The organism is Morganella morganii H1r (genome assembly GCF_000633515.1).
GTDB classification, from domain to species: Bacteria; Pseudomonadota; Gammaproteobacteria; order Enterobacterales; family Enterobacteriaceae; genus Morganella; species Morganella morganii_B.
This window is the reverse complement of record NZ_AYMP01000006.1, coordinates 1-18,032: the sequence shown is the minus strand read 5'-3', so window position 1 is coordinate 18,032 and position 18,032 is coordinate 1. Positions and strand designations below refer to the sequence as shown.

The 18,032-nt window shown below is 49.7% G+C and carries 17 protein-coding genes; 8 read left to right on the top strand and 9 right to left on the bottom strand.

From position 1 onward, the window contains the following. Nucleotides 1-2: 2 nt before the first annotated feature. The 3 genes from rseA to U868_RS0103295 all read right to left on the bottom strand — a co-directional run bounded on the left by rseA (nucleotide 3) and on the right by U868_RS0103295 (nucleotide 2,340). Nucleotides 3-638, bottom strand: coding sequence for an anti-sigma-E factor RseA (gene rseA, locus U868_RS0103310; protein WP_025152047.1), 636 nt, complete (start codon nucleotides 636-638; stop codon nucleotides 3-5). Nucleotides 639-669: 31 nt separating this feature from the next. Continuing rightward, the gene (rpoE, locus tag U868_RS0103305; RefSeq protein ID WP_004236997.1) at nucleotides 670-1,248 is read right to left on the bottom strand and encodes an RNA polymerase sigma factor RpoE; all 579 of its coding nucleotides are present in this window, start codon (nucleotides 1,246-1,248) and stop codon (nucleotides 670-672) included. A gap of 348 nt (nucleotides 1,249-1,596) precedes the next feature. Beyond that, entirely contained in the window at nucleotides 1,597-2,340 is a 744-nt protein-coding gene (locus tag U868_RS0103295) for a tRNA1(Val) (adenine(37)-N6)-methyltransferase (RefSeq protein ID WP_025152045.1), read from the bottom strand. Between the two features lie 150 nt (nucleotides 2,341-2,490). Here U868_RS0103295 and srmB point away from each other — a divergent pair, with 150 nt between their 5' ends. After that, nucleotides 2,491-3,837, top strand: coding sequence for an ATP-dependent RNA helicase SrmB (gene srmB, locus U868_RS0103290; RefSeq protein WP_025152044.1), 1,347 nt, complete (start codon nucleotides 2,491-2,493; stop codon nucleotides 3,835-3,837). A gap of 58 nt (nucleotides 3,838-3,895) precedes the next feature. Here srmB and U868_RS23990 read toward each other — a convergent pair whose 3' ends face one another. Both U868_RS23990 and grcA read right to left on the bottom strand, forming a co-directional pair. Next, a complete protein-coding gene (locus tag U868_RS23990; protein ID WP_025152043.1) occupies nucleotides 3,896-4,717 on the bottom strand; it encodes an XLPA in 822 nt (273 codons plus the stop codon). Between the two features lie 159 nt (nucleotides 4,718-4,876). Beyond that, entirely contained in the window at nucleotides 4,877-5,260 is a 384-nt protein-coding gene (gene grcA / locus U868_RS0103280; RefSeq protein WP_004237002.1) for an autonomous glycyl radical cofactor GrcA, read from the bottom strand. A gap of 345 nt (nucleotides 5,261-5,605) precedes the next feature. Between grcA and ung the strand changes: the two genes are divergently transcribed. Beyond that, a complete protein-coding gene (gene ung, locus U868_RS0103275; protein WP_025152042.1) occupies nucleotides 5,606-6,304 on the top strand; it encodes a uracil-DNA glycosylase in 699 nt (232 codons plus the stop codon). Between the two features lie 55 nt (nucleotides 6,305-6,359). Here the strand turns inward: ung and grpE are convergent, their stop codons facing one another. Continuing rightward, nucleotides 6,360-6,938 (bottom strand): nucleotide exchange factor GrpE, encoded by a 579-nt coding sequence (gene grpE, locus U868_RS0103270; RefSeq protein WP_025152041.1) that lies wholly within the window; start codon nucleotides 6,936-6,938, stop codon nucleotides 6,360-6,362. 100 nt (nucleotides 6,939-7,038) lie between these two features. On the opposite strand from grpE, the gene nadK reads away from it, so the two are divergent. From nadK to U868_RS0103250, 4 genes are all read left to right on the top strand, one after another. Continuing rightward, nucleotides 7,039-7,938: an NAD(+) kinase gene (nadK, locus tag U868_RS0103265; protein WP_025152040.1), complete on the top strand. Its 900-nt coding sequence runs from the start codon at nucleotides 7,039-7,041 to the stop codon at nucleotides 7,936-7,938. An 88-nt stretch (nucleotides 7,939-8,026) separates the two neighbouring features. Further along, nucleotides 8,027-9,688 carry a DNA repair protein RecN gene (recN, locus tag U868_RS0103260; protein ID WP_025152039.1) on the top strand — a complete coding sequence of 554 codons (1,662 nt, stop codon included), beginning with the start codon at nucleotides 8,027-8,029 and terminating at the stop codon, nucleotides 9,686-9,688. 122 nt (nucleotides 9,689-9,810) lie between these two features. Beyond that, nucleotides 9,811-10,197 (top strand): outer membrane protein assembly factor BamE, encoded by a 387-nt coding sequence (gene bamE / locus U868_RS0103255; protein WP_025152038.1) that lies wholly within the window; start codon nucleotides 9,811-9,813, stop codon nucleotides 10,195-10,197. A 427-nt stretch (nucleotides 10,198-10,624) separates the two neighbouring features. After that, complete coding sequence (locus U868_RS0103250; RefSeq protein ID WP_029990569.1) at nucleotides 10,625-11,896, top strand: MFS transporter; 1,272 nt, start codon at nucleotides 10,625-10,627, stop codon at nucleotides 11,894-11,896. Between the two features lie 85 nt (nucleotides 11,897-11,981). On the opposite strand, the gene U868_RS0103245 is transcribed toward U868_RS0103250, so the two are convergent. The 3 genes from U868_RS0103245 to U868_RS0103235 are packed head-to-tail and all read right to left on the bottom strand — an operon-like array spanning nucleotide 11,982 to nucleotide 15,855. After that, the gene (locus tag U868_RS0103245; protein WP_025152036.1) at nucleotides 11,982-13,577 is read right to left on the bottom strand and encodes a UxaA family hydrolase; all 1,596 of its coding nucleotides are present in this window, start codon (nucleotides 13,575-13,577) and stop codon (nucleotides 11,982-11,984) included. A gap of 48 nt (nucleotides 13,578-13,625) precedes the next feature. Further along, nucleotides 13,626-14,912, bottom strand: a complete 1,287-nt coding sequence (locus tag U868_RS0103240; protein WP_025152035.1) for an MFS transporter — start codon at nucleotides 14,910-14,912, stop codon at nucleotides 13,626-13,628. Nucleotides 14,913-14,961: 49 nt separating this feature from the next. Beyond that, the gene (locus U868_RS0103235; protein WP_025152034.1) at nucleotides 14,962-15,855 is read right to left on the bottom strand and encodes a dihydrodipicolinate synthase family protein; all 894 of its coding nucleotides are present in this window, start codon (nucleotides 15,853-15,855) and stop codon (nucleotides 14,962-14,964) included. A gap of 330 nt (nucleotides 15,856-16,185) precedes the next feature. On the opposite strand from U868_RS0103235, the gene U868_RS0103225 reads away from it, so the two are divergent. Then, on the top strand, nucleotides 16,186-16,959 hold the full coding sequence (locus tag U868_RS0103225; RefSeq protein ID WP_025152032.1) for an IclR family transcriptional regulator: 774 nt from the start codon (nucleotides 16,186-16,188) through the stop codon (nucleotides 16,957-16,959). Between the two features lie 341 nt (nucleotides 16,960-17,300). After that, the coding region (locus U868_RS0103220) for a Tar ligand binding domain-containing protein (protein ID WP_205275476.1) at nucleotides 17,301-18,032 on the top strand (732 nt) is incomplete at its 3' end.

Below are 18,032 nucleotides of genomic sequence, written 5' to 3'. Positions count from 1 at the left end.
TACTACTGCTGTGGTTGTGAAGACGTGCGACCCTGTTCCGGGGTGGCTGTCTGTTTAACTTCAGGCTGACCATCCGTGTGTACACGGCGATCCAGTTCATACTGCTGGAAAATCGCATTCAGACGCGCACCGCGCTCCTGATCAAAACGGGTCTGCGGAGCAAGACCGGCGCCGTTTTTCAGATCCAGGCTGACAGGTGAGGCACTGCCCATAAACGGAACGGTATTGAATGCAGATGCATCACCGCTGACCACGCTCTCTGTGCCGTCAGTATTATAGTGCTGAACACCGATAATCACGGCCAGTGACACACAGGCTGCCATACCGATTTGTGTTAGCTGACTGGCCCACGGGCGCAGTTTTGTCACAAATCCGTAATCACGCCATGTTTTCGGTTCAGGCTGAGACTCAGGGATCGCCTGAGGTGCGATATAAACCGGCTCCTGCGCCAGTGCTTCAGCTACCCGTGACGCAATATCAAAATGCATAACATCCGGCAGATCGCCGCGCATGGTATCACGGATAAGGTGATAACCGGCCCATTCTGCCTGCAGATCTGCATCCTGTGTCAGTGCGGTAACCACTTCACTGTCAAGAGTTTCTCCGTCCATCAGTGCGGAAAGTGTCTCTTTTTGCATGCCTACGTTCCCTTCAGTGTGATTTAAGTGCTCACTGATTTTGTATCAGTGGCTGAACTTTATTATCGATGGCTTCGCGTGCGCGGAAGATACGGGAACGAACCGTACCGACCGGACAATCCATAATCTCAGCTATTTCTTCATAGCTCAGACCATCGAGCTCACGCAATGTAATCGCCGTTTTCAGATCCTCGGGTAAGGAATCGATCGTGCGGAAAACCACCGCTCTTAATTCTTCAGACAACATTAAGTTCTCAGGGTTCGAAATTTCTTTTAACGCCCCTGAGGATTCAAAATTCTCAGCATCACCGGCATCCACATCACTGGACGGCGGACGGCGCCCCTGAGCAACCAGGTAATTCTTTGCTGTGTTGACCGCAATACGGTACAGCCAGGTATAAAATGCACTGTCACCGCGAAATGACCCTACTGCGCGGTACGCCTTAATAAAGGACTCCTGCGCCACATCCGGAACATCACTCTGCGGAACATAGCGGGATACCAGACTTGCCACCTTGTGCTGATAACGTACCACCAGCATATTAAAGGCTTTCTGATCCCCTTTCTGTACCCGATCAACCAGCATTTGATCCGTTAACTGCTCGCTCATTCGCAGTGTTATCTCCCGAAGCTCAGCTTCACCATTCTCTTTCCTGTTTCGCTTCACTTCATCATGAGCAAGCGATACTTTGAGTCAGCTAAAATAGCGAAGTTCATTTTTCTTTTAAAAAAATTACAAAAAAGGATCCTTTTTGTGATCCTTGCTGCATATTTTTCGGATAAGTCCTGTGTATTTACCCTCACACTCTCTTTCCGGTAATTAACGTTACAGATTACCACGTTTTTGCCGGTAATCCCTCTGATAATCGCAGAAAATTGCCTCATGGCAGTACAAATATCCTGTTTAATGTATTTTTCTCTGAAAAAAGCACCGTTACTGTCATCACAACGGCGTAATTCAGTATTTCAGATAAAACCCGGTAATAAATGATTTAAAATCAGCGCTATAACTGCCTTCTTCCGTTTTAATACTCATCGTCCGGTGCAGCGCACTGACCGGGCGGCGTGATAAGGCGATCAATGTCCGGTGAAAAGGGGTATCCGGTTTATCTGATACAGCAATCTGCGTGTGCAGAAACCAGTTCTGCTCACCGGCGGCGGTGATAAAATCCTGTCCGGTGGTGTACGGCAGCACCACACAGAACAAACCGTCCGGCGTGATAAGTTTTGCCGCATGCCGCAAAAGCTGCGGATGTTCCAGTGATGTGGTGTAACGGGCGGTTTCCCGCGCACTGTCACGGCAGGCAACAGCCGGGGCGAAATACGGCGGATTACTGACGATAAGATCATAACGAAATTCCGGACAGGTACGGATAAACTCACCGATATCCTGATGAAACACCCGCAACCGGTCTCCCCACGGTGACGTCAGAAAATTTTCCGCAGCCTGGGCCGCTGCGCCGGCATCAATATCCACCGCGTCAATCTGCGTATCCGGCAATGAACGCTGCGCCAGCATCAGTGCCACCAGCCCGCTGCCGGTGCCGATATCCAGAATATGGCGGGCATTTTCGCACGGTGCCCAGCCGCCGAGCAGCACCCCGTCGGTACCGACTTTCATGGCACAGCGGTCATGGGCCACAAAAAATTGTTTGCAGGCAAAACCACGGCGGCGCGGAGGTTGTTTTTCATTTGTCATCATCACGGAACTGTTTGTCTGTTAAAATAAAGAAATCCCGGCGACAGGATACGGACTTCTGCCCGCAGAAGAAAGTCCCGCACGCTGACAACTATTTTTGATGAAGATCCTGTCCAAGCCGTTTATAATCAGCGGTCCAAACAGAGGTATATAATGACTGCAACTACTTTTTCTGAACTCGAACTGAACGATGAACTGATCCGCGCACTGGATGCCAAGGGCTATGAGCGCCCGACCGCCATTCAGGAAGCCACTATTCCGGCTGCGCTGGATAATCGTGATATTCTGGGTTCAGCCCCGACCGGCACCGGCAAAACTGCCGCTTATCTGCTGCCGGCCATTCAGCACCTGTCTGATTTCCCGCGTAAAAAATCCGGGCCGCCGCGCGTGCTTATCCTGACCCCGACCCGCGAACTGGCTATGCAGGTGGCGGATCAGGCCAGAGAATTCTGTCAGTTCACCCATCACGATGTCGCCACGATCACCGGCGGTGTGGCTTATATGAACCACGCCGAAGTGTTCAGTGAGAACCAGGATATTGTTGTCGCGACCACCGGGCGTCTGCTGCAGTATATAAAAGAAGAAAACTTTGACTGCCGTGCGGTTGAGATCCTGATCCTCGATGAAGCCGACCGCATGCTGGACATGGGCTTTGCCAACGACATCGAAACTATCGCCGGTGAAACCCGCTGGCGCACACAAACCATGCTGTTCTCTGCCACCCTCGAAGGTCAGGCTATCCGCGATTTCGCCAAACGGATCCTGAACGAACCGGTTGAGATCGAAGCAGATCCGTCACGCCGTGAGCGCAAAAAGATCCAGCAGTTCTATCTTCGTGCCGATGACCTCGATCACAAGAAAGCCCTGCTCGCACATTTGCTGAAACAGCCGGATGTCACCAAAACGGTGGTGTTTGTCCGTAAACGTGAGCGCGTGCGTGAACTGTCTGACTGGCTGCGCACACAGGATATTGTTTCCTGTTATCTTGAAGGTGAGATGGTTCAGGCGAAACGCAACGAAGCCATCAGCCGTATGACTGACGGGCGCGCCACGGTGCTGATCGCCACCGATGTGGCCTCCCGCGGGATCGATATCGAAGATATCAGCCACGTGTTTAACTTTGACCTGCCGCGCACCGCAGATGTCTATCTGCACCGTATCGGGCGCACCGCCCGTGCCGGACGCAAAGGTGTGGCCATTTCGCTGGTGGAATCTCACGATCAACCACTGCTCGGCAAAATCATCCGTTATGTTGAGGAACCGGTTAAAATGCGGGTGATTGATGAATTACGGCCGAAAACCCGTGCGCCATCGGAGAAAGCGACGTACAAGCCGTCGAAAAAAGTGCTCGCCAAGCGCAAAGAGCAGAAAGCCGCTGAAACTGAGAAGAAGAAAAAAACCAAAATCCGTCACCGCGTCAGTAAAAATATCGGAAAACGACGCAAGCCAGGCGCAGATCATACGGAGCAAACTCCTGCGGCCGCTGAACCACAGGAATAAGCGGAATTCCTTCTCTCTGATAAAAGAAAACGGACTGTCACAGTCCGTTTTTTTATGCTTACTCCCGGGTTTCATCCATCTGTTCCATCGCGGTAACCACCTGCGACAGGGTATGCGCTTTCACACCGAGAACCAGTTTCTGCAAAACGGAATGCGCATGCTGCGGCGGATAATAATCCAGCGCTATCCGCTGCCCCAGCGCTTTCGGGATATCCAGTCCGTCCTGAATATGCGTAAGCCAGTCATGTTCCAGCACATAATGGCGGATAAGTTCGGCCCCGCGCGCGTGCGCCGTCACCAGAGACACCCCCTCTTCCGCCAGCGTATTTTCCGCTAACCCTGCGGCATTAAATATCACCGCCGGCTGCTGAAGTACCACCGCACAGAATGAAGCCAGACCGCCGCCGAGAGAATGCCCGACAAACAGCCACGGACACACGGATTGCGACAACAGATGTGCTGCCAGTGACACGGCCTCCTGATACTGCCGGGCCGGTAATCCGCGCCCCTGGCGGATATTGGTCATCATATCCGGCATATCATTACTGCCCGCAAATGCCAGAATACCGGTATCGCGATAATGATAAATCATGCTTTGCAGGCCGGACGGGCTGCTCAGCTGATCTTCTGTCAGTGAGAGTGAGGCCAGTGTCTGCGCATCAGAACGGCTGACACCGCCGATATCACGGCAGCCGGGCTGATAACTGTCAGAACACAACCGGGCCAGGGTAATATCATCGGGAAAACCATCCTGCCGGATCACGGCAGGTACCGGCAGCAGTAAATTCGCTGCGGTCAGATACTGCCGCTGTAAAAGTGCCTGACAATGCGGCGTGGATGAGAAAGCCAGTAACTGCGAAAAATAGTGTTCGATCAACATAAGTACGCCTCCTTGGACACTGAAGGCTTCACTTAACGCTATTCATCAGTCTGTAACAATATCATTTTTTATCAGTGAGTTACCGGCATCTCTATCTGTCAGACATAAAAAAACCACGCCGGAGCGTGGTTTTCGGAACACGAATTGTTGCCGGAACAATTACAGGCTGGCAGTAAAAGTACGGGCAATAACGTCGCGCTGCTGTTCAGGTGTCAGTGAGTTGAAACGCACTGCATAACCGGAAACACGGATAGTTAACTGCGGGTATTTTTCCGGATGGTTAACAGCGTCTTCCAGAGTTTCACGACGCAGAACGTTCACGTTCAGGTGCTGGCCACCCTCAACACGGACGGTAGGCTGAACCTGTAAATTCACTTCACGGTACTCGAAAGGACCTAATGCGGCACGGGAAACAACATCACCGTCTGCATATTGTTCTTTTGCACAGATGCAGCGTACTTCGTCTTTGCTGTCATCCAGCAGCCAGAAAGAGTTAACCAGTGCAGCGTTTTCGGATTTAGTAATTTGAATACCAGTAACCATGATGACCTCCGGGTGATTCGTTATCAATTTATTGATTGTCATTTAACTTGGAATATTGGTCTAACCAATGTCTCTGTATCTTATATACCAATAATACAGGGCTGATTCTTTGACATATATCAATAAAAATCATATCAATTTTTAACCATCATGATAAAAGCCTGTTTTAAATCAAAATTTCATTTTGACTATTTTCAGATTTTTTTGCAAAAAATCAGCCATTTTCGCCCTGCCGTTGTGGATATCAGAACCGGACCCGCAAAAAAATCCCTTCTTATTTCCTAACAACGGATAAGTCAGGTAAGCTGAATGCAACTCTTGTAATAAATGAAGGATAACGACACGATGTCTGCATCACTGACCTGGCATGATGTCATCGGCCATGAGAAAACCCAGCCCTATTTCATTGAAACACTCCGTGTTGTCGCCCATGAGCGAGAAATTGGTAAGACCATTTACCCACCACAGAAAGATGTCTTCAACGCATTCCGTTATACGGCGCTGTCTGATGTGCGGGTGGTGATTCTGGGACAGGATCCGTACCACGGACCAAATCAGGCACACGGCCTCTCTTTCTCTGTGCTGCCGGGTATTCAGCCGCCGCCGTCACTCGTGAATATGTATAAGGAACTGGAAGCGGATATCCCCGGATTTACCCGGCCAAATCACGGCTGCCTCGTCAGCTGGGCACAACAGGGGGTGCTGCTGCTTAATACCGTGCTGACCGTTGAACGCGGGCAGGCACACTCTCACGCCAAACTGGGCTGGGAAACCTTTACTGATAATGTGATTGCGGCAGTCAATGCCCATTGCGAAGGTGTGATTTTCCTTCTCTGGGGCGCACATGCCCAGCGGAAAGGCCAGTATATTGATCAGCAAAAGCATGTGATACTGAAAGCACCGCACCCGTCACCGCTGTCCGCACACCGGGGTTTTCTGGGCTGCGGTCACTTCTCAAAAACCAACGCCATACTGACAGAGCGTGGTCAGGCACCTGTCGACTGGCAGCCGGTCATCCCGGCAGAGCTTCAGTCCGGCGCATAGTACAAAAACAAAAATGCCGCCTCTGCGGCGGCATTCCGTTGCGGATCAAAAATCCTTATTTGGAGACCATCACCATCGCCGGACGCAGCAGGCGGCCGTTTAAGGTGTAGCCTTTCTGCATCACGTTCACCACATGGTTGGACTCGTGATCTGCAGCATCCACCATACTGATGGCCTGATGCACATCCGGATTGAACGGCACTTTTGTCTCTTCAACCACTTCGATGCCGAATTTTTTCACGGCATCCAGGAAGGATTTCAGTGTCAGTTCCAGCCCTTCCAGCATACTTTTCTGTGCTTCATCTTCCGGATTCACCGCACTCAGTGCGCGCTCCAGGTTATCAATCACAGGTAATAATTCATTAGAAAAACGTTCTAATGCAAACTTATGGGCTTTTTCAACATCCTGTTCCATACGGCGGCGGTTGTTTTCAATCTCCGCTTTGGCGCGCAGCATAGCTTCGCGTTCCGTTTTGCGGGACTCTTCCAGTTCATGCTCCAGCTCCGCAATACGGGCCTGCGCCGCTGCGGCAGCATCCGCCTGCGCCGTTTCCGGCTGCTCTGCTGCCGTGTTCAGGGTCTCCGCTGCATCTGCAACAGGTTCTTCGTGCGTTTTTTGTTCGTGACTACTCATAAAATCTCCGCGTATTTCGCAATAATCCTGATTCTTGTTTATTATGGGGATCAAACTCAGAGATTCAAGGGAATGGCGATTAAGTGAGGCTAAAACGCACATGCTGACGGACAATACCGCAAAAAACAAATCATTCCGCTGTATCGGAATTGTCGGCCATCCGCGCCATCCTGAAGCGCTGGCAACCCACGAGCTGCTTTATCGCTGGCTGCTGAAAAAAGGTCTGCGTGTGATTGTGGAAAGTGATGTTGCCGCTGAAATGCGGCTGACCGATGCCGTCACCGGCACGCTGCCGGATATCGGACAACAGGCCGACCTGGTGATTGTGATCGGCGGGGACGGCAATATGCTCGGTGCCGCCCGGGTGCTCTCCCGCTATGGTGCGGATGTGATCGGCGTGAACCGGGGAAACCTCGGCTTTCTGACTGACCTCGCGCCGGACAATGCACTTCAGCAGCTCGACCGCGTACTGACCGGGGAATATCACGTCGAAAAACGGTTTCTGCTGGATGCCGGCGTACTCAGCCCAAACGGTAAACTGCGCCGCAGCACCGCGCTCAACGAAGTGGTGCTGCACCCGGGAAAAGTCGCACATATGATTGATTTTGAGGTCTATATCGATGAACGCTTTGCTTTTTCCCAGCGTTCCGACGGCCTGATCATCACCACCCCGACCGGCTCCACCGCCTATTCGCTTTCTGCGGGCGGGCCGATCCTGACACCGAATCTTGATGCTATCGCCCTGGTGCCGATGTTCCCGCACACCCTCTCCTCGCGGCCGCTGGTCATCAGCAGTCACAGCACCATTACCCTGAAATTCCCGCAGACCAACATTGATTATGAAGTCAGCTGCGACAGCCAGATAGCGCTGCCGATACAGGAAGGGGATGTGGTCAGGATAAAACGCAGCAGCAAAACACTCGATCTCATACACCCGATTGATTATAACTATTTCAATACGTTAAGCACGAAACTCGGCTGGTCTAAAAAAATGTTCTGATTTTTTTCATTCCGCCTCTTTACCGGATACAAATCCTGATTATACTGTATGAAAAAACAGGCATGTGTATATCCACAGGAGAGGCGGCATGTTAACCCAGCTCACCATCAGTCAGTTTGCTATTGTCCGCGAGTTAGAAATAGACTTCCGCGCCGGTATGTCTGCCATCACAGGTGAAACCGGTGCCGGTAAATCCATTGCCATTGATGCACTGGGGTTGTGCCTCGGCAACCGCGCGGATGCCAATATGGTGCGCCCCGGCGCTAACCGTGCTGATATCTGCGCCCGCTTCTCCCTGAAAGATACCCCTGCCGCCCGTCTCTGGCTGGAAGAACATCAGCTGGATGATAACCAGGAATGCCTGCTGCGCCGCACTATCAACAGCGACGGACGTTCCCGTGGTTTTATCAACGGCACGGCTGTACCGCTGTCACAACTGCGCGAGCTCGGCACACTGCTGATCCAAATCCACGGCCAGCATGCCCATCAGCATCTGCTGGAAAGCAGCCACCAGAAAATCCTGCTTGATACCTACGCTAACCAGGGCTTACTGCTCGGTGAAATGAAAAAAGCCTGGCAACAATGGCACAACGCCTGTCAGGCACTGGCGCTCTATCAGCAGCAGGCACTGGAACGGGAAGCCCGTCAGCAGCTGGTTGATTATCACCTGAAAGAACTCGGTGAATTTGAACCCCGTGAAGGGGAATTTCCGGATATTGATGCGGAATATAAACGCCTCGCCAACGCCGGTCAGTTTCTGAGCCTGAGTCAGGGCACCTTAAACATTCTCAGTGAACATGATGAAAACAACATCATCAGCATGCTCAATCATGCCCGTCATGAACTCAGCGAACTGATCTCCCTGGATGAAAGCCTGTCTCCGCTACTGACCATGCTGGAAGAAGCCGCCATTCAGGTGGATGAAGTCAGCAATGAACTGCGCCACTACAGTAACCGGGTGGATTTGGATCCGAACCGGCTGTATGAACTTGAGCAACGAATCTCCCGTTACATCAGCCTGAGCCGTAAACACCACACCACACCGGAAGAGTTATATGTCCTGTATGCACAGTTGCAGGAAGAGCAGCAGATACAGCATGAAAGTGAACAGCACAGCGAAGAACTGAGCCGCGAAGCGGAACAGTATTATCAGCAGGCGCTGACAATAGCACAGCAGTTACATATGGTCAGAGAACACTACGCCGCTGAGCTGAGTGAGCTCATCACACAAAGCATGCACCATTTATCGATGCCGCACGGCCGCTTTACCGCCGATGTGATTTTCACCCCGGAACAACTGAGTATTGATGGTGCGAGCAAAGTTGAATTTAATGTCACCACCAACCCGGGACAGCCTCATCAGGCACTGGCGAAAGTGGCATCCGGCGGGGAGTTATCCCGTATTGCGCTGGCCATTCAGGTGATCACCGCGAAGAAAATGGACACGCCGGCACTGATTTTCGATGAAGTGGATGTGGGGATCAGCGGTCCGACAGCCGCTATCGTCGGGAAACTGCTGCGCGAGCTGGGTGAATCCACGCAGGTTATGTGTGTGACTCACCTGCCGCAGGTTGCGGGTTGCGGACATCAGCACTACTTTGTCAGCAAGCACACCAACGGCACGGAAACCGAAACCGCCATGCAGCTGCTGGATAAAAAAGCGCGGGTACAGGAACTGGCCCGGTTACTTGCCGGTGCCGCCGTCACCAAAAATACCCTTGCCAGCGCAAAAGAATTGCTGGCGGCATAACAAACAAGCTGATTTCATCTAACTTTTATGCGATCCTGCGGTCATAGAAAAATGTAAAGGTTTTCAATTTGATTATTGTCGATTATCATCGTCACAAAGAATCCTAAAGGAATGAAATCACCATGCGTTGTAAATTGCTGATTGCCGCAACGACATCTTTGTTGCTGTTAACTGCCGGTTGTTCCACTCTGGAGCGTGTTGTTTACCGCCCGGATATCAACCAGGGTAACTACCTGACACCGGCAGACGTGGCGAAGATCCAGAAAGGAATGACCCAACAGCAAGTCGCCTACACACTCGGTACCCCGATGTTACGTGACCCGTTCGGAACACAGACCTGGTACTATGTCTTCCGCCGTGAACCGGGCCATGAGCCGGTGAAACAGGAAACACTGACACTGGTCTTTGACTCAGCCGGTACACTGAGCCAAATCACGAACACCGATTACAAACCGGATGGCGGTGACGAAACAGCAAGTGAAATCGCCAGTCAGACTGTCACTGACTGATTCTCTGTTGTCACGCTGAAACAACGTGTGGTTAGTAACAAAAACCCGCTGATACATTATGGATTAGCGGGTTTTGTTCATTTATCTGTTCCGGTTTGGTGCCACAAGCTTATTGTTATATCTCGTGCCCGCAACCCCCAACCCATTCGTTAAATTTATAACGAATAATTATTCATCACCATGATTTATCACTCTCTGCTATTTTCGCTGTTCCGCCCTGGTAATAATCATGATACTCAAACATTACTTTGCTTATATTTCCGTAAATTAGCCCGAGATATATTACTTTTCAGGGTAGTCACATTAAAAAAGGGATATAAATCATTAATATAATTAACTTTTCAGAAATATCTCACTGACCGATAGTATCGTGCTAGTATTCACGATTATTTCATTTTCACGCATGTTTATAAGTAAGGTTAATGACATGTCTAATCGCTTAAAGCTACAGGACGGAAAAACGCTGACTCTTGCGTCTTTGGGTGGTGCGCTGGAATTTTACGACTTTATCGTCTTCCTCACCTTCGCGCCCTTTTTGCAGACACTCTTCTTCCCGAGTGACTCACCGCTGCTTTCGAGCATCATGACCTATCTGACCTACGCGGTCGCTTATTTTGTCCGCCCGCTCAGCGGCGTAATAATGGCACATTTCGGCGACCTGATTGGCCGCAAAAAAATGTTTATGCTCTCCCTGTTCCTGATGGCGATCCCGACTCTGCTGATAGGCCTGTTGCCGACCTATGAGCAGATTGGCTATGCCGCACCGGTACTGCTGCTGCTGATGCGTCTGTTGCAGGGTATCGCATTAGGCGGGGAAGTACCGAGTGCCCACGTCTTTGTCACCGAACATGTCCCGCAGAACCGTATCGGTCTGGCGAACAGTATGATTGCCAGCGGCCTGACATTCGGTGTGGTTATCGGTCACTTTGCGGCTTACCTGATTTACACCAATTTCAGCAATGACCAGATCTTAAGTTTCGCATGGCGTTATCCGTTTATCTGCGGCGGGGTTTTAGGTCTGATTGCCGTGTATTTACGCCGGTATCTGCGTGAAACACCGGTATTCCTGGAAATGAAAAAGCGCAAAGAACTGATTGATATGCCAATCAAAGAGGTATTAAAGAGCTATAAACCGGCCACTATGATCTCTATTCTTGCCACCTGGCTGCTGACCACCGGTGTGGTTCTGGTTGTCCTGGCACCAAACCTGATGAAATCCGATATCTTTAAAATCGACCCGGAATTTGTCAGTAAAATTGCGATCCTCGCCACCGTCATGAATATGGCCGGCAGTATTATCGCGGGGATTGTGTCCGACAAACTCGGCATCCGTAAAACCGTTGTGATATACAGCATCCTGCTGGCTGCAACCAGCTACGCCTTCTTTAATTCCCTGGGCAGCGGTGACCACACCACTATCGGCTTCCTGTATTCCCTGGCCGCCCTGTTCTTAGGTCTGGTAGCCTGTGTACCGATTATTATCATCAAACTGTTCCCGGCCAATATCCGCTTAAGCGGCATCGGGTTCTCTTATAACATCGGTAATGCCCTGTTCGCCGGGCTGACCACCTTCACCGTACCGGTCATTGCCGAACACGTTAACCCGATGTTTATCGCCTATTATATTCTGTTCCTCTGTGCTCTCGGCCTGTTTATCAGTTTCTGCCTCGGCAAAAAATCCATGAAGTTTTATATCTGATAACCATATCTGATAACAACGCACAGCAATAAAAAAACGGGGAATATTCCCCGTTTTTTTATTTACCTGTATGGCAATACGCTTTTTATAAATCCAGTGACCGCTTCCACAACAGAAAATCAAACTGCTCCAGACGGTCTGCTTTCACCTTATATTCCCCGCCCGCCGTTTCAATCACCCGCTCAAACAGCCCTTTGCTGATTTCCGGTAATGGCACACCGTCTATTACCGGCCCGCAGTCGTAATCGATCATGTCTGACAGGCGCTGCGCGATGGCACTGTTGGTGGAAATCTTGACTACCGGCACGATAGGGTTTCCCGTTGGCGTCCCCAATCCCGTCGAAAAAATAACGATGTTGCACCCGGCAGCCACCAGACCGGTCACGGCATCCACATCGTTTCCCGGTGTACAGACCAGAGACAAACCGTGATCCGGCATCGGTTCCGCATAATCACATACCGCAGTGATTGGTGATTTTCCGCCTTTTTTCGCGGCACCGGTTGATTTAATTGCATCGGTAATTAATCCGTCGGCAATATTTCCGGGACTCGGATTATCCGCGATAGTGGTATTAAAGAAGTTCGCGGTTTTCTCATATTGCCCCATCAGATCGAGGAATTTCTTCTTATCCTCAAAGCGGATGCAGCGCTTTACCATATCCCCTTCCGCACCACACAATTCCGGGAATTCCGCCAGACCGGATGCGCCGCCGAGCGTCACCAGCCAGTCCGACACCAGCCCCATCGCCGGATTGCCGGAAATACCCGAGAACCCGTCAGATGCCCCGCACTTCACTCCGAGCTTAAGATAAGACAGCGGTACATCCGTGCGGCTCTGAGGTTTCACCGCCTTCATGCACTCATAGGTTTGCTTCAGCGCCGTCTGCATCATCTCCTCTTCGCTGTTCCATTCCTGCTGCCGGAAATAAAGCGCCGGTTTATCAAACGCCGGATTACGTGCCGCCAGTGACTCTTTAAACATCCTGCGCTGCGCTTTTTCACACCCCAGACTAAACACGGTAATACCGATCACATTCGGGTGATCCGCATACGCCGCCAGCACATCACACATGGTTTTACTGTCAGAAGTGGCACCACCGCAGCCGCTGGTCACCGTAATACAGCGCACACCTTCAATATGCGGAAACAACTTAGGTTTTGTGGTCTGTACCTGCTCACCGGCGGTCAGATCCAGGGCGAAACTTTTCAGGCTGTTATTGGTATAGCCCAGAGCCTCATTCAGGGCATCTGTCAGTTTGGTGACATTGCGGTTTTCACAGAACACCAGCGGGAAAATCAGCCAGTAGTTAGCTGTTCCGACCCGGCCGTCATCACGGACATAACCTTTAAATGTCCGCTCCTTCCAGGCCGATACATCCGGGATCTGCCATTCATAATTTCCGTTCTCCTCCAGTGACACCGGGGCGGCATAATGGCGGATATTATCCACGGTAATCACTTCCCCGCAGGCAATCGGTTTTGTTGCTTTTCCGACAGCGGTTCCGTACATGGAAACAATACCGCCTTCCGGTACCGCTTCCAGAGCAAACTTGTGTTTGGCTTTCACATCTGTGACCAGGGTGATTGATTCATCACCCCACTGACAGACCTCACCGGCATATAAATCCTTCAGTGCCACGATTAAATTATCAGTTTCATCAATACGTAATATCTTTTGCATAACTCACCTTCCGGTTATTACCGCCAAAATAACGGCAATGAATCAGGGTTATCTTTGTGTGTTCTTTTTCAGTAAGGCAATCAGGAGCGCACAGCCGACCGTGATCACCGCAAGTGTGATAATCCCCGCCGTATTACTGTTCATCAGTTTATCCATTTCCACACGGATAATCGGTGCAAGGAAAGAACAGAATGCTCCCATGGTGGTACAGAACCCGATACCGGCAGCCAGCGCCGGGCCGCTCAGTAACTGCGGCGGGAATGTCCAGAATACCGGCTGCACCGACAGGAAACCGACGGCGCTGAGACACAGCGCGGCAATCGCAAAAACCGGACTGGCAAAGGCGGATAATGCCAGGCCAACTGCCGCCGCCAGCATACACATCACGGAGATAGCCACACGGCGGGACGGATTTTTATCCGCCAGGCGCGGGATGTAATACACACCGAACGCCGAGCATGCCCACGGAATAGCCGCCACCAGAGACGCTTTAAACCCGAGACTCTGTCCCATCAGGGAAGCGACCTGTGACGGCAGGAAAAACATCAGCCCGTAGACCGAAATCTGGATGGCGCCGTAGATAAGTGCCAGATGCCAGACCCTGATATTTTTCAGCGCGGACAACACTGACGTGGTTTCTGTTTTCGCATTCTCACTGGCCAGTTGCTCTGTCAGCGCTTTCTTCTCTTCCGCTGTCAGGAAGCGGGCTTTCTCCGGGCTGTCATCCAGCCAGAAAAAGGCGAAGATCCCGATAACAACCGCCGGTAAACCTTCAATCACAAACATCCAGAACCAGCCCGGACGCCCCATCCAGCCGTGCAATTCCAGCAATGCGCCGGATAACGGCGAACCAAGTGTCAGCGCCAGCGGTACGCCGAGGACAAAAATACCAATTACGGAGCCACGCACCTTATTCGGGAAATAGATAGAGGCCAGCAATAAAATCCCCGGATAAAAACCCGCCTCACCCAGTCCCAGCAGGAAACGCAGCACAATAAATTGCGTCTCATTAGTCACGAACCCGGTCATTGCGGATAACACACCCCAGATAACCGTTGTCATACTCAGCCACTTTTGTGCGCCGATTTTATTGAGGATCAGGTTCGCCGGGATCCCGAACAGTGCATAAGCAGCGAAGAAAATCCCCGCCCCCAGTGCAAAGGCGGAATCGGACAGCCCGATATCCAGTTGCATGGCATCTTTTGCAAAGCCCACATTCACACGGTCAATAAATGCCACAAAGTACAAAATAAACATCAGGGGTACTAAACGCTTCCACGATTTTTTAATCGCGGAATTTAAAGCAGGATTGTCATAAGCTGTGATAGTCGCCATGATAATATTCCCTGTCGGTAAGATGTTCTGTCGTTATAATCAGGAAAAATCAGCGTGCTGTATCCGCATCCGCCAGTATCTGCATCAGCTGTTCAGTCTGCTCCGCATTCAGGCTGCTGAATGGCGCTGTGCAGTAATCTGACTGAATAATGCCCCGCATCTGTAATGCTTTTTTAAAGGTCGGGATAAACGGTGAGTGCACGCCGTAAACGGCCATCAGCTGATCCACTTTGCGCTGATGTGCCGCTGCAGCAGCCATATCACCCTGTGCGAATGCCTCCATCCAGGAAGCGAAAAACTCAGGCACAATATTGGATAACCCGCCGATACAGCCATTTCCCCCCGCCAGCACAATATGGGCGAAGTTATTGTCATAACCGGCATAAACCTCAAAATGCGGGATCTCTTTTTTTACCGTCTGAATAATCTGCGACGTATGTAATGTATCGGGGATCGTATCTTTCAGCCCGATAATATTCGGATAGCGATCCGCCAGACGCAGACACACCTCCGGTGACACCGAGTAACCGGTACGTTCCGGGAAGTTATAGATAAAAATATTGGCTGATGTTTTTTCCGCAACCGCACTGTAAAACCGGTAAACACCCTCATCATCCAGCGGGAAATAGTACGGGCTGATAATCATGACCCCGTCCACGCCCTGCTCATGGGCATAGTTCGCCAGCGCGGCGGACTCATTCACATCCGGACGGCTGGTCCCGGCATACACTTTCATATCCCCTTTGTCATAACTGCCGCATAACCTGATCAGTGTTTTTGAGCTGTCCATATCCAGTGAAAAAAACTCGCCGGTACTGCCCATGACCACAAATCCGGAAACATGTCCCTTCAGCGAGTCATACACCTGCTGGTTTTGTTCCGTATCAATCCGGCCTTTATCATCAAAGATTGTTACCGCCGGTGTGATGTAACGGCTTTCCATACCCACATTGTTCATATATAAAAACCTCGTTAATAAATAAAAACACAAGTAAGTAACCATGAAACTCTGAGTGAGTCAAATTTTGTACACTTGCTGAAAAAACAGACTAACAGCCTGTTTTTGTTGCCGTTGAAAACACCATTTGCGGAAAAACCCGGACCGGATTGCGGTTATTTATTATTTATCTGTGAGGAGCAGCACATTGCGGGGACAATAAACCGGATTGCTGTGACACCGGCGGGCAATGTCACAAACGGACACCCGGACATGATTTACTTAGCGGAGCTTTGTACCTAGAATAGCGGCATAAACTGTCAGGGAGGTGAATTGATGTCAACGGAGCATATGCCGACAATAAGGGTGTTAGAAGTACTCAGTGTTCTGGCGGCAGAAAACACCGGGATTTCCCTCACGCAACTATCCGGGAAAACCGGTATATTAAAAGGCACGCTCTATCCGATTCTGAAAACCCTGGCAGAACGCCGTTATATTAATTATGACGAAAATACTCAGCTTTATTTTCTGGGTATCGCCTGTTCAATTCTTTCCCGTTCCTTCTTTGAAAAATCCTACTGGCTGAAAATGGTTCACCGCGAGATGAATAATATTGTCAATGAGTGCAACGAAGTGTGCCAGATGGGAATATTAGACGGTCCGGATGTACTGTATATTGATAAAGTACAGTCTGTACAGAAAGTTCAGTTAGTCTCCAATATCGGTACCCGCTTACCGGCGGTTTATTCAGCATTAGGTAAAGCGATGATATGCCATTACAGCGATGACGATATTCTCCGCCTATATCCTGACGGTTTTACCCCGCTGACAAAATACAGTATCACCACCATTGCAGAATTACGTCAGCAACTGGAAGATGTCAAAGTACACCATTACGCCACTGACAACCGGGAAATAAATGAAGAAACCCGCTGCTATGCCGTTTCATTACGTCAGCGCAATAAAATCATCGCCGCCATCAGTGTCTCCGTCCCGGTATTCCGCAGTAATAATGAAAAAAATAACCAAATTATCAATGTATTACTCGGCAGCCGTGAACGCATTGAACAGGAATTGAATACATTGCAGGATGTTGAGTTTTATCAGTAAAGAAGAATAAAAGTAAATTATCCTGCAGGCAGAAATAACATTCGTTACCAACAAACTCATTGATGGTTATCACCATACCTTCCGCATGCTCCCGAAAAACGCCCGGAATTTATTTATTCATTGATATTAAACAAAAAAACATACAAACAGTAAGGAATTTATCAAACGAGCCCCATATAAACGGGCTGGTTTTCTGCTGCCCGTGCCGTTTTCCAATAGCCGGGAAAATGAAATACCAGTGAATAACAGCATAATCCATTTACTTATCAACAGATGAGGGTTATATAAATAATACTTATTGTATTATAAAATAACACATCCGGGTTTAAAATGAAACATTGATGCAAAGAGAGAAACAAATGTTCAGCCGTTTGAAAATCACAACAATTTTGATTACAACATTACTTATATTTTGTGCACTGCAGCTATTAACGAGTGGTTTATTTCTTAATACCATGCAAAATAATACAACATCCTTTAAACAATTACACAACCTGAGCTCACGCGATAATCTGCAATCTAATGTCTGGTCAGAGTTATTAAATACCAGGGTATCACTCAATCGGGCACTGATTGATATCGTTACCAATGATAATAAATTAAACGAATCGTCAACGCAGTTATTAAATGACGCTATTAAAAATCTGAAACAAGCTGAACATTACTGGGCACTCTTCGATTCACTGCCAAGTCACTCAGGTACAAAAATACAAGAACTGGAAGATGCCTATAATCAATATCACACAACGCTGACTCAACTTATACAATTGATACGCAATGGTGATTTCGCCGCTGCAATATCACAGGATACACAAGCCAGTCAGGATATTTATCAAAAACAGTACACTATTTATAACCAGTCAAATAACCATTTTATTGAAGGCGTGGTAAAAGAAGATAGCGAATCCGATACACGGTCAAAATGGATACTGGCCATCATGCTCTGCATAATACTGCTTATTGTGATTGGTATCTGGGCAAGTATTAAGCGCACACTGATTACACCGCTGAATAACGTACTCGATAATATCCGGCATATTGCCGGGGGAGACCTGGTAATCCCCCCATTTTTA

What these genes read in the sequence shown, in the direction of transcription:
- rseA (WP_025152047.1), bottom strand. Translation starts at nt 638, where the DNA reads ATGCAAAAAGAGACACTTTCCGCACTGATGGACGGAGAAACTCTTGAC.
- rpoE (WP_004236997.1), bottom strand. Translation starts at nt 1,248, where the DNA reads ATGAGCGAGCAGTTAACGGATCAAATGCTGGTTGATCGGGTACAGAAA.
- U868_RS0103295 (WP_025152045.1), bottom strand. Translation starts at nt 2,340, where the DNA reads ATGATGACAAATGAAAAACAACCTCCGCGCCGCCGTGGTTTTGCCTGC.
- srmB (WP_025152044.1), top strand. Translation starts at nt 2,491, where the DNA reads ATGACTGCAACTACTTTTTCTGAACTCGAACTGAACGATGAACTGATC.
- U868_RS23990 (WP_025152043.1), bottom strand. Translation starts at nt 4,717, where the DNA reads ATGTTGATCGAACACTATTTTTCGCAGTTACTGGCTTTCTCATCCACG.
- grcA (WP_004237002.1), bottom strand. Translation starts at nt 5,260, where the DNA reads ATGGTTACTGGTATTCAAATTACTAAATCCGAAAACGCTGCACTGGTT.
- ung (WP_025152042.1), top strand. Translation starts at nt 5,606, where the DNA reads ATGTCTGCATCACTGACCTGGCATGATGTCATCGGCCATGAGAAAACC.
- grpE (WP_025152041.1), bottom strand. Translation starts at nt 6,938, where the DNA reads ATGAGTAGTCACGAACAAAAAACGCACGAAGAACCTGTTGCAGATGCA.
- nadK (WP_025152040.1), top strand. Translation starts at nt 7,039, where the DNA reads ATGCTGACGGACAATACCGCAAAAAACAAATCATTCCGCTGTATCGGA.
- recN (WP_025152039.1), top strand. Translation starts at nt 8,027, where the DNA reads ATGTTAACCCAGCTCACCATCAGTCAGTTTGCTATTGTCCGCGAGTTA.
- bamE (WP_025152038.1), top strand. Translation starts at nt 9,811, where the DNA reads ATGCGTTGTAAATTGCTGATTGCCGCAACGACATCTTTGTTGCTGTTA.
- U868_RS0103250 (WP_029990569.1), top strand. Translation starts at nt 10,625, where the DNA reads ATGTCTAATCGCTTAAAGCTACAGGACGGAAAAACGCTGACTCTTGCG.
- U868_RS0103245 (WP_025152036.1), bottom strand. Translation starts at nt 13,577, where the DNA reads ATGCAAAAGATATTACGTATTGATGAAACTGATAATTTAATCGTGGCA.
- U868_RS0103240 (WP_025152035.1), bottom strand. Translation starts at nt 14,912, where the DNA reads ATGGCGACTATCACAGCTTATGACAATCCTGCTTTAAATTCCGCGATT.
- U868_RS0103235 (WP_025152034.1), bottom strand. Translation starts at nt 15,855, where the DNA reads ATGGAAAGCCGTTACATCACACCGGCGGTAACAATCTTTGATGATAAA.
- U868_RS0103225 (WP_025152032.1), top strand. Translation starts at nt 16,186, where the DNA reads ATGTCAACGGAGCATATGCCGACAATAAGGGTGTTAGAAGTACTCAGT.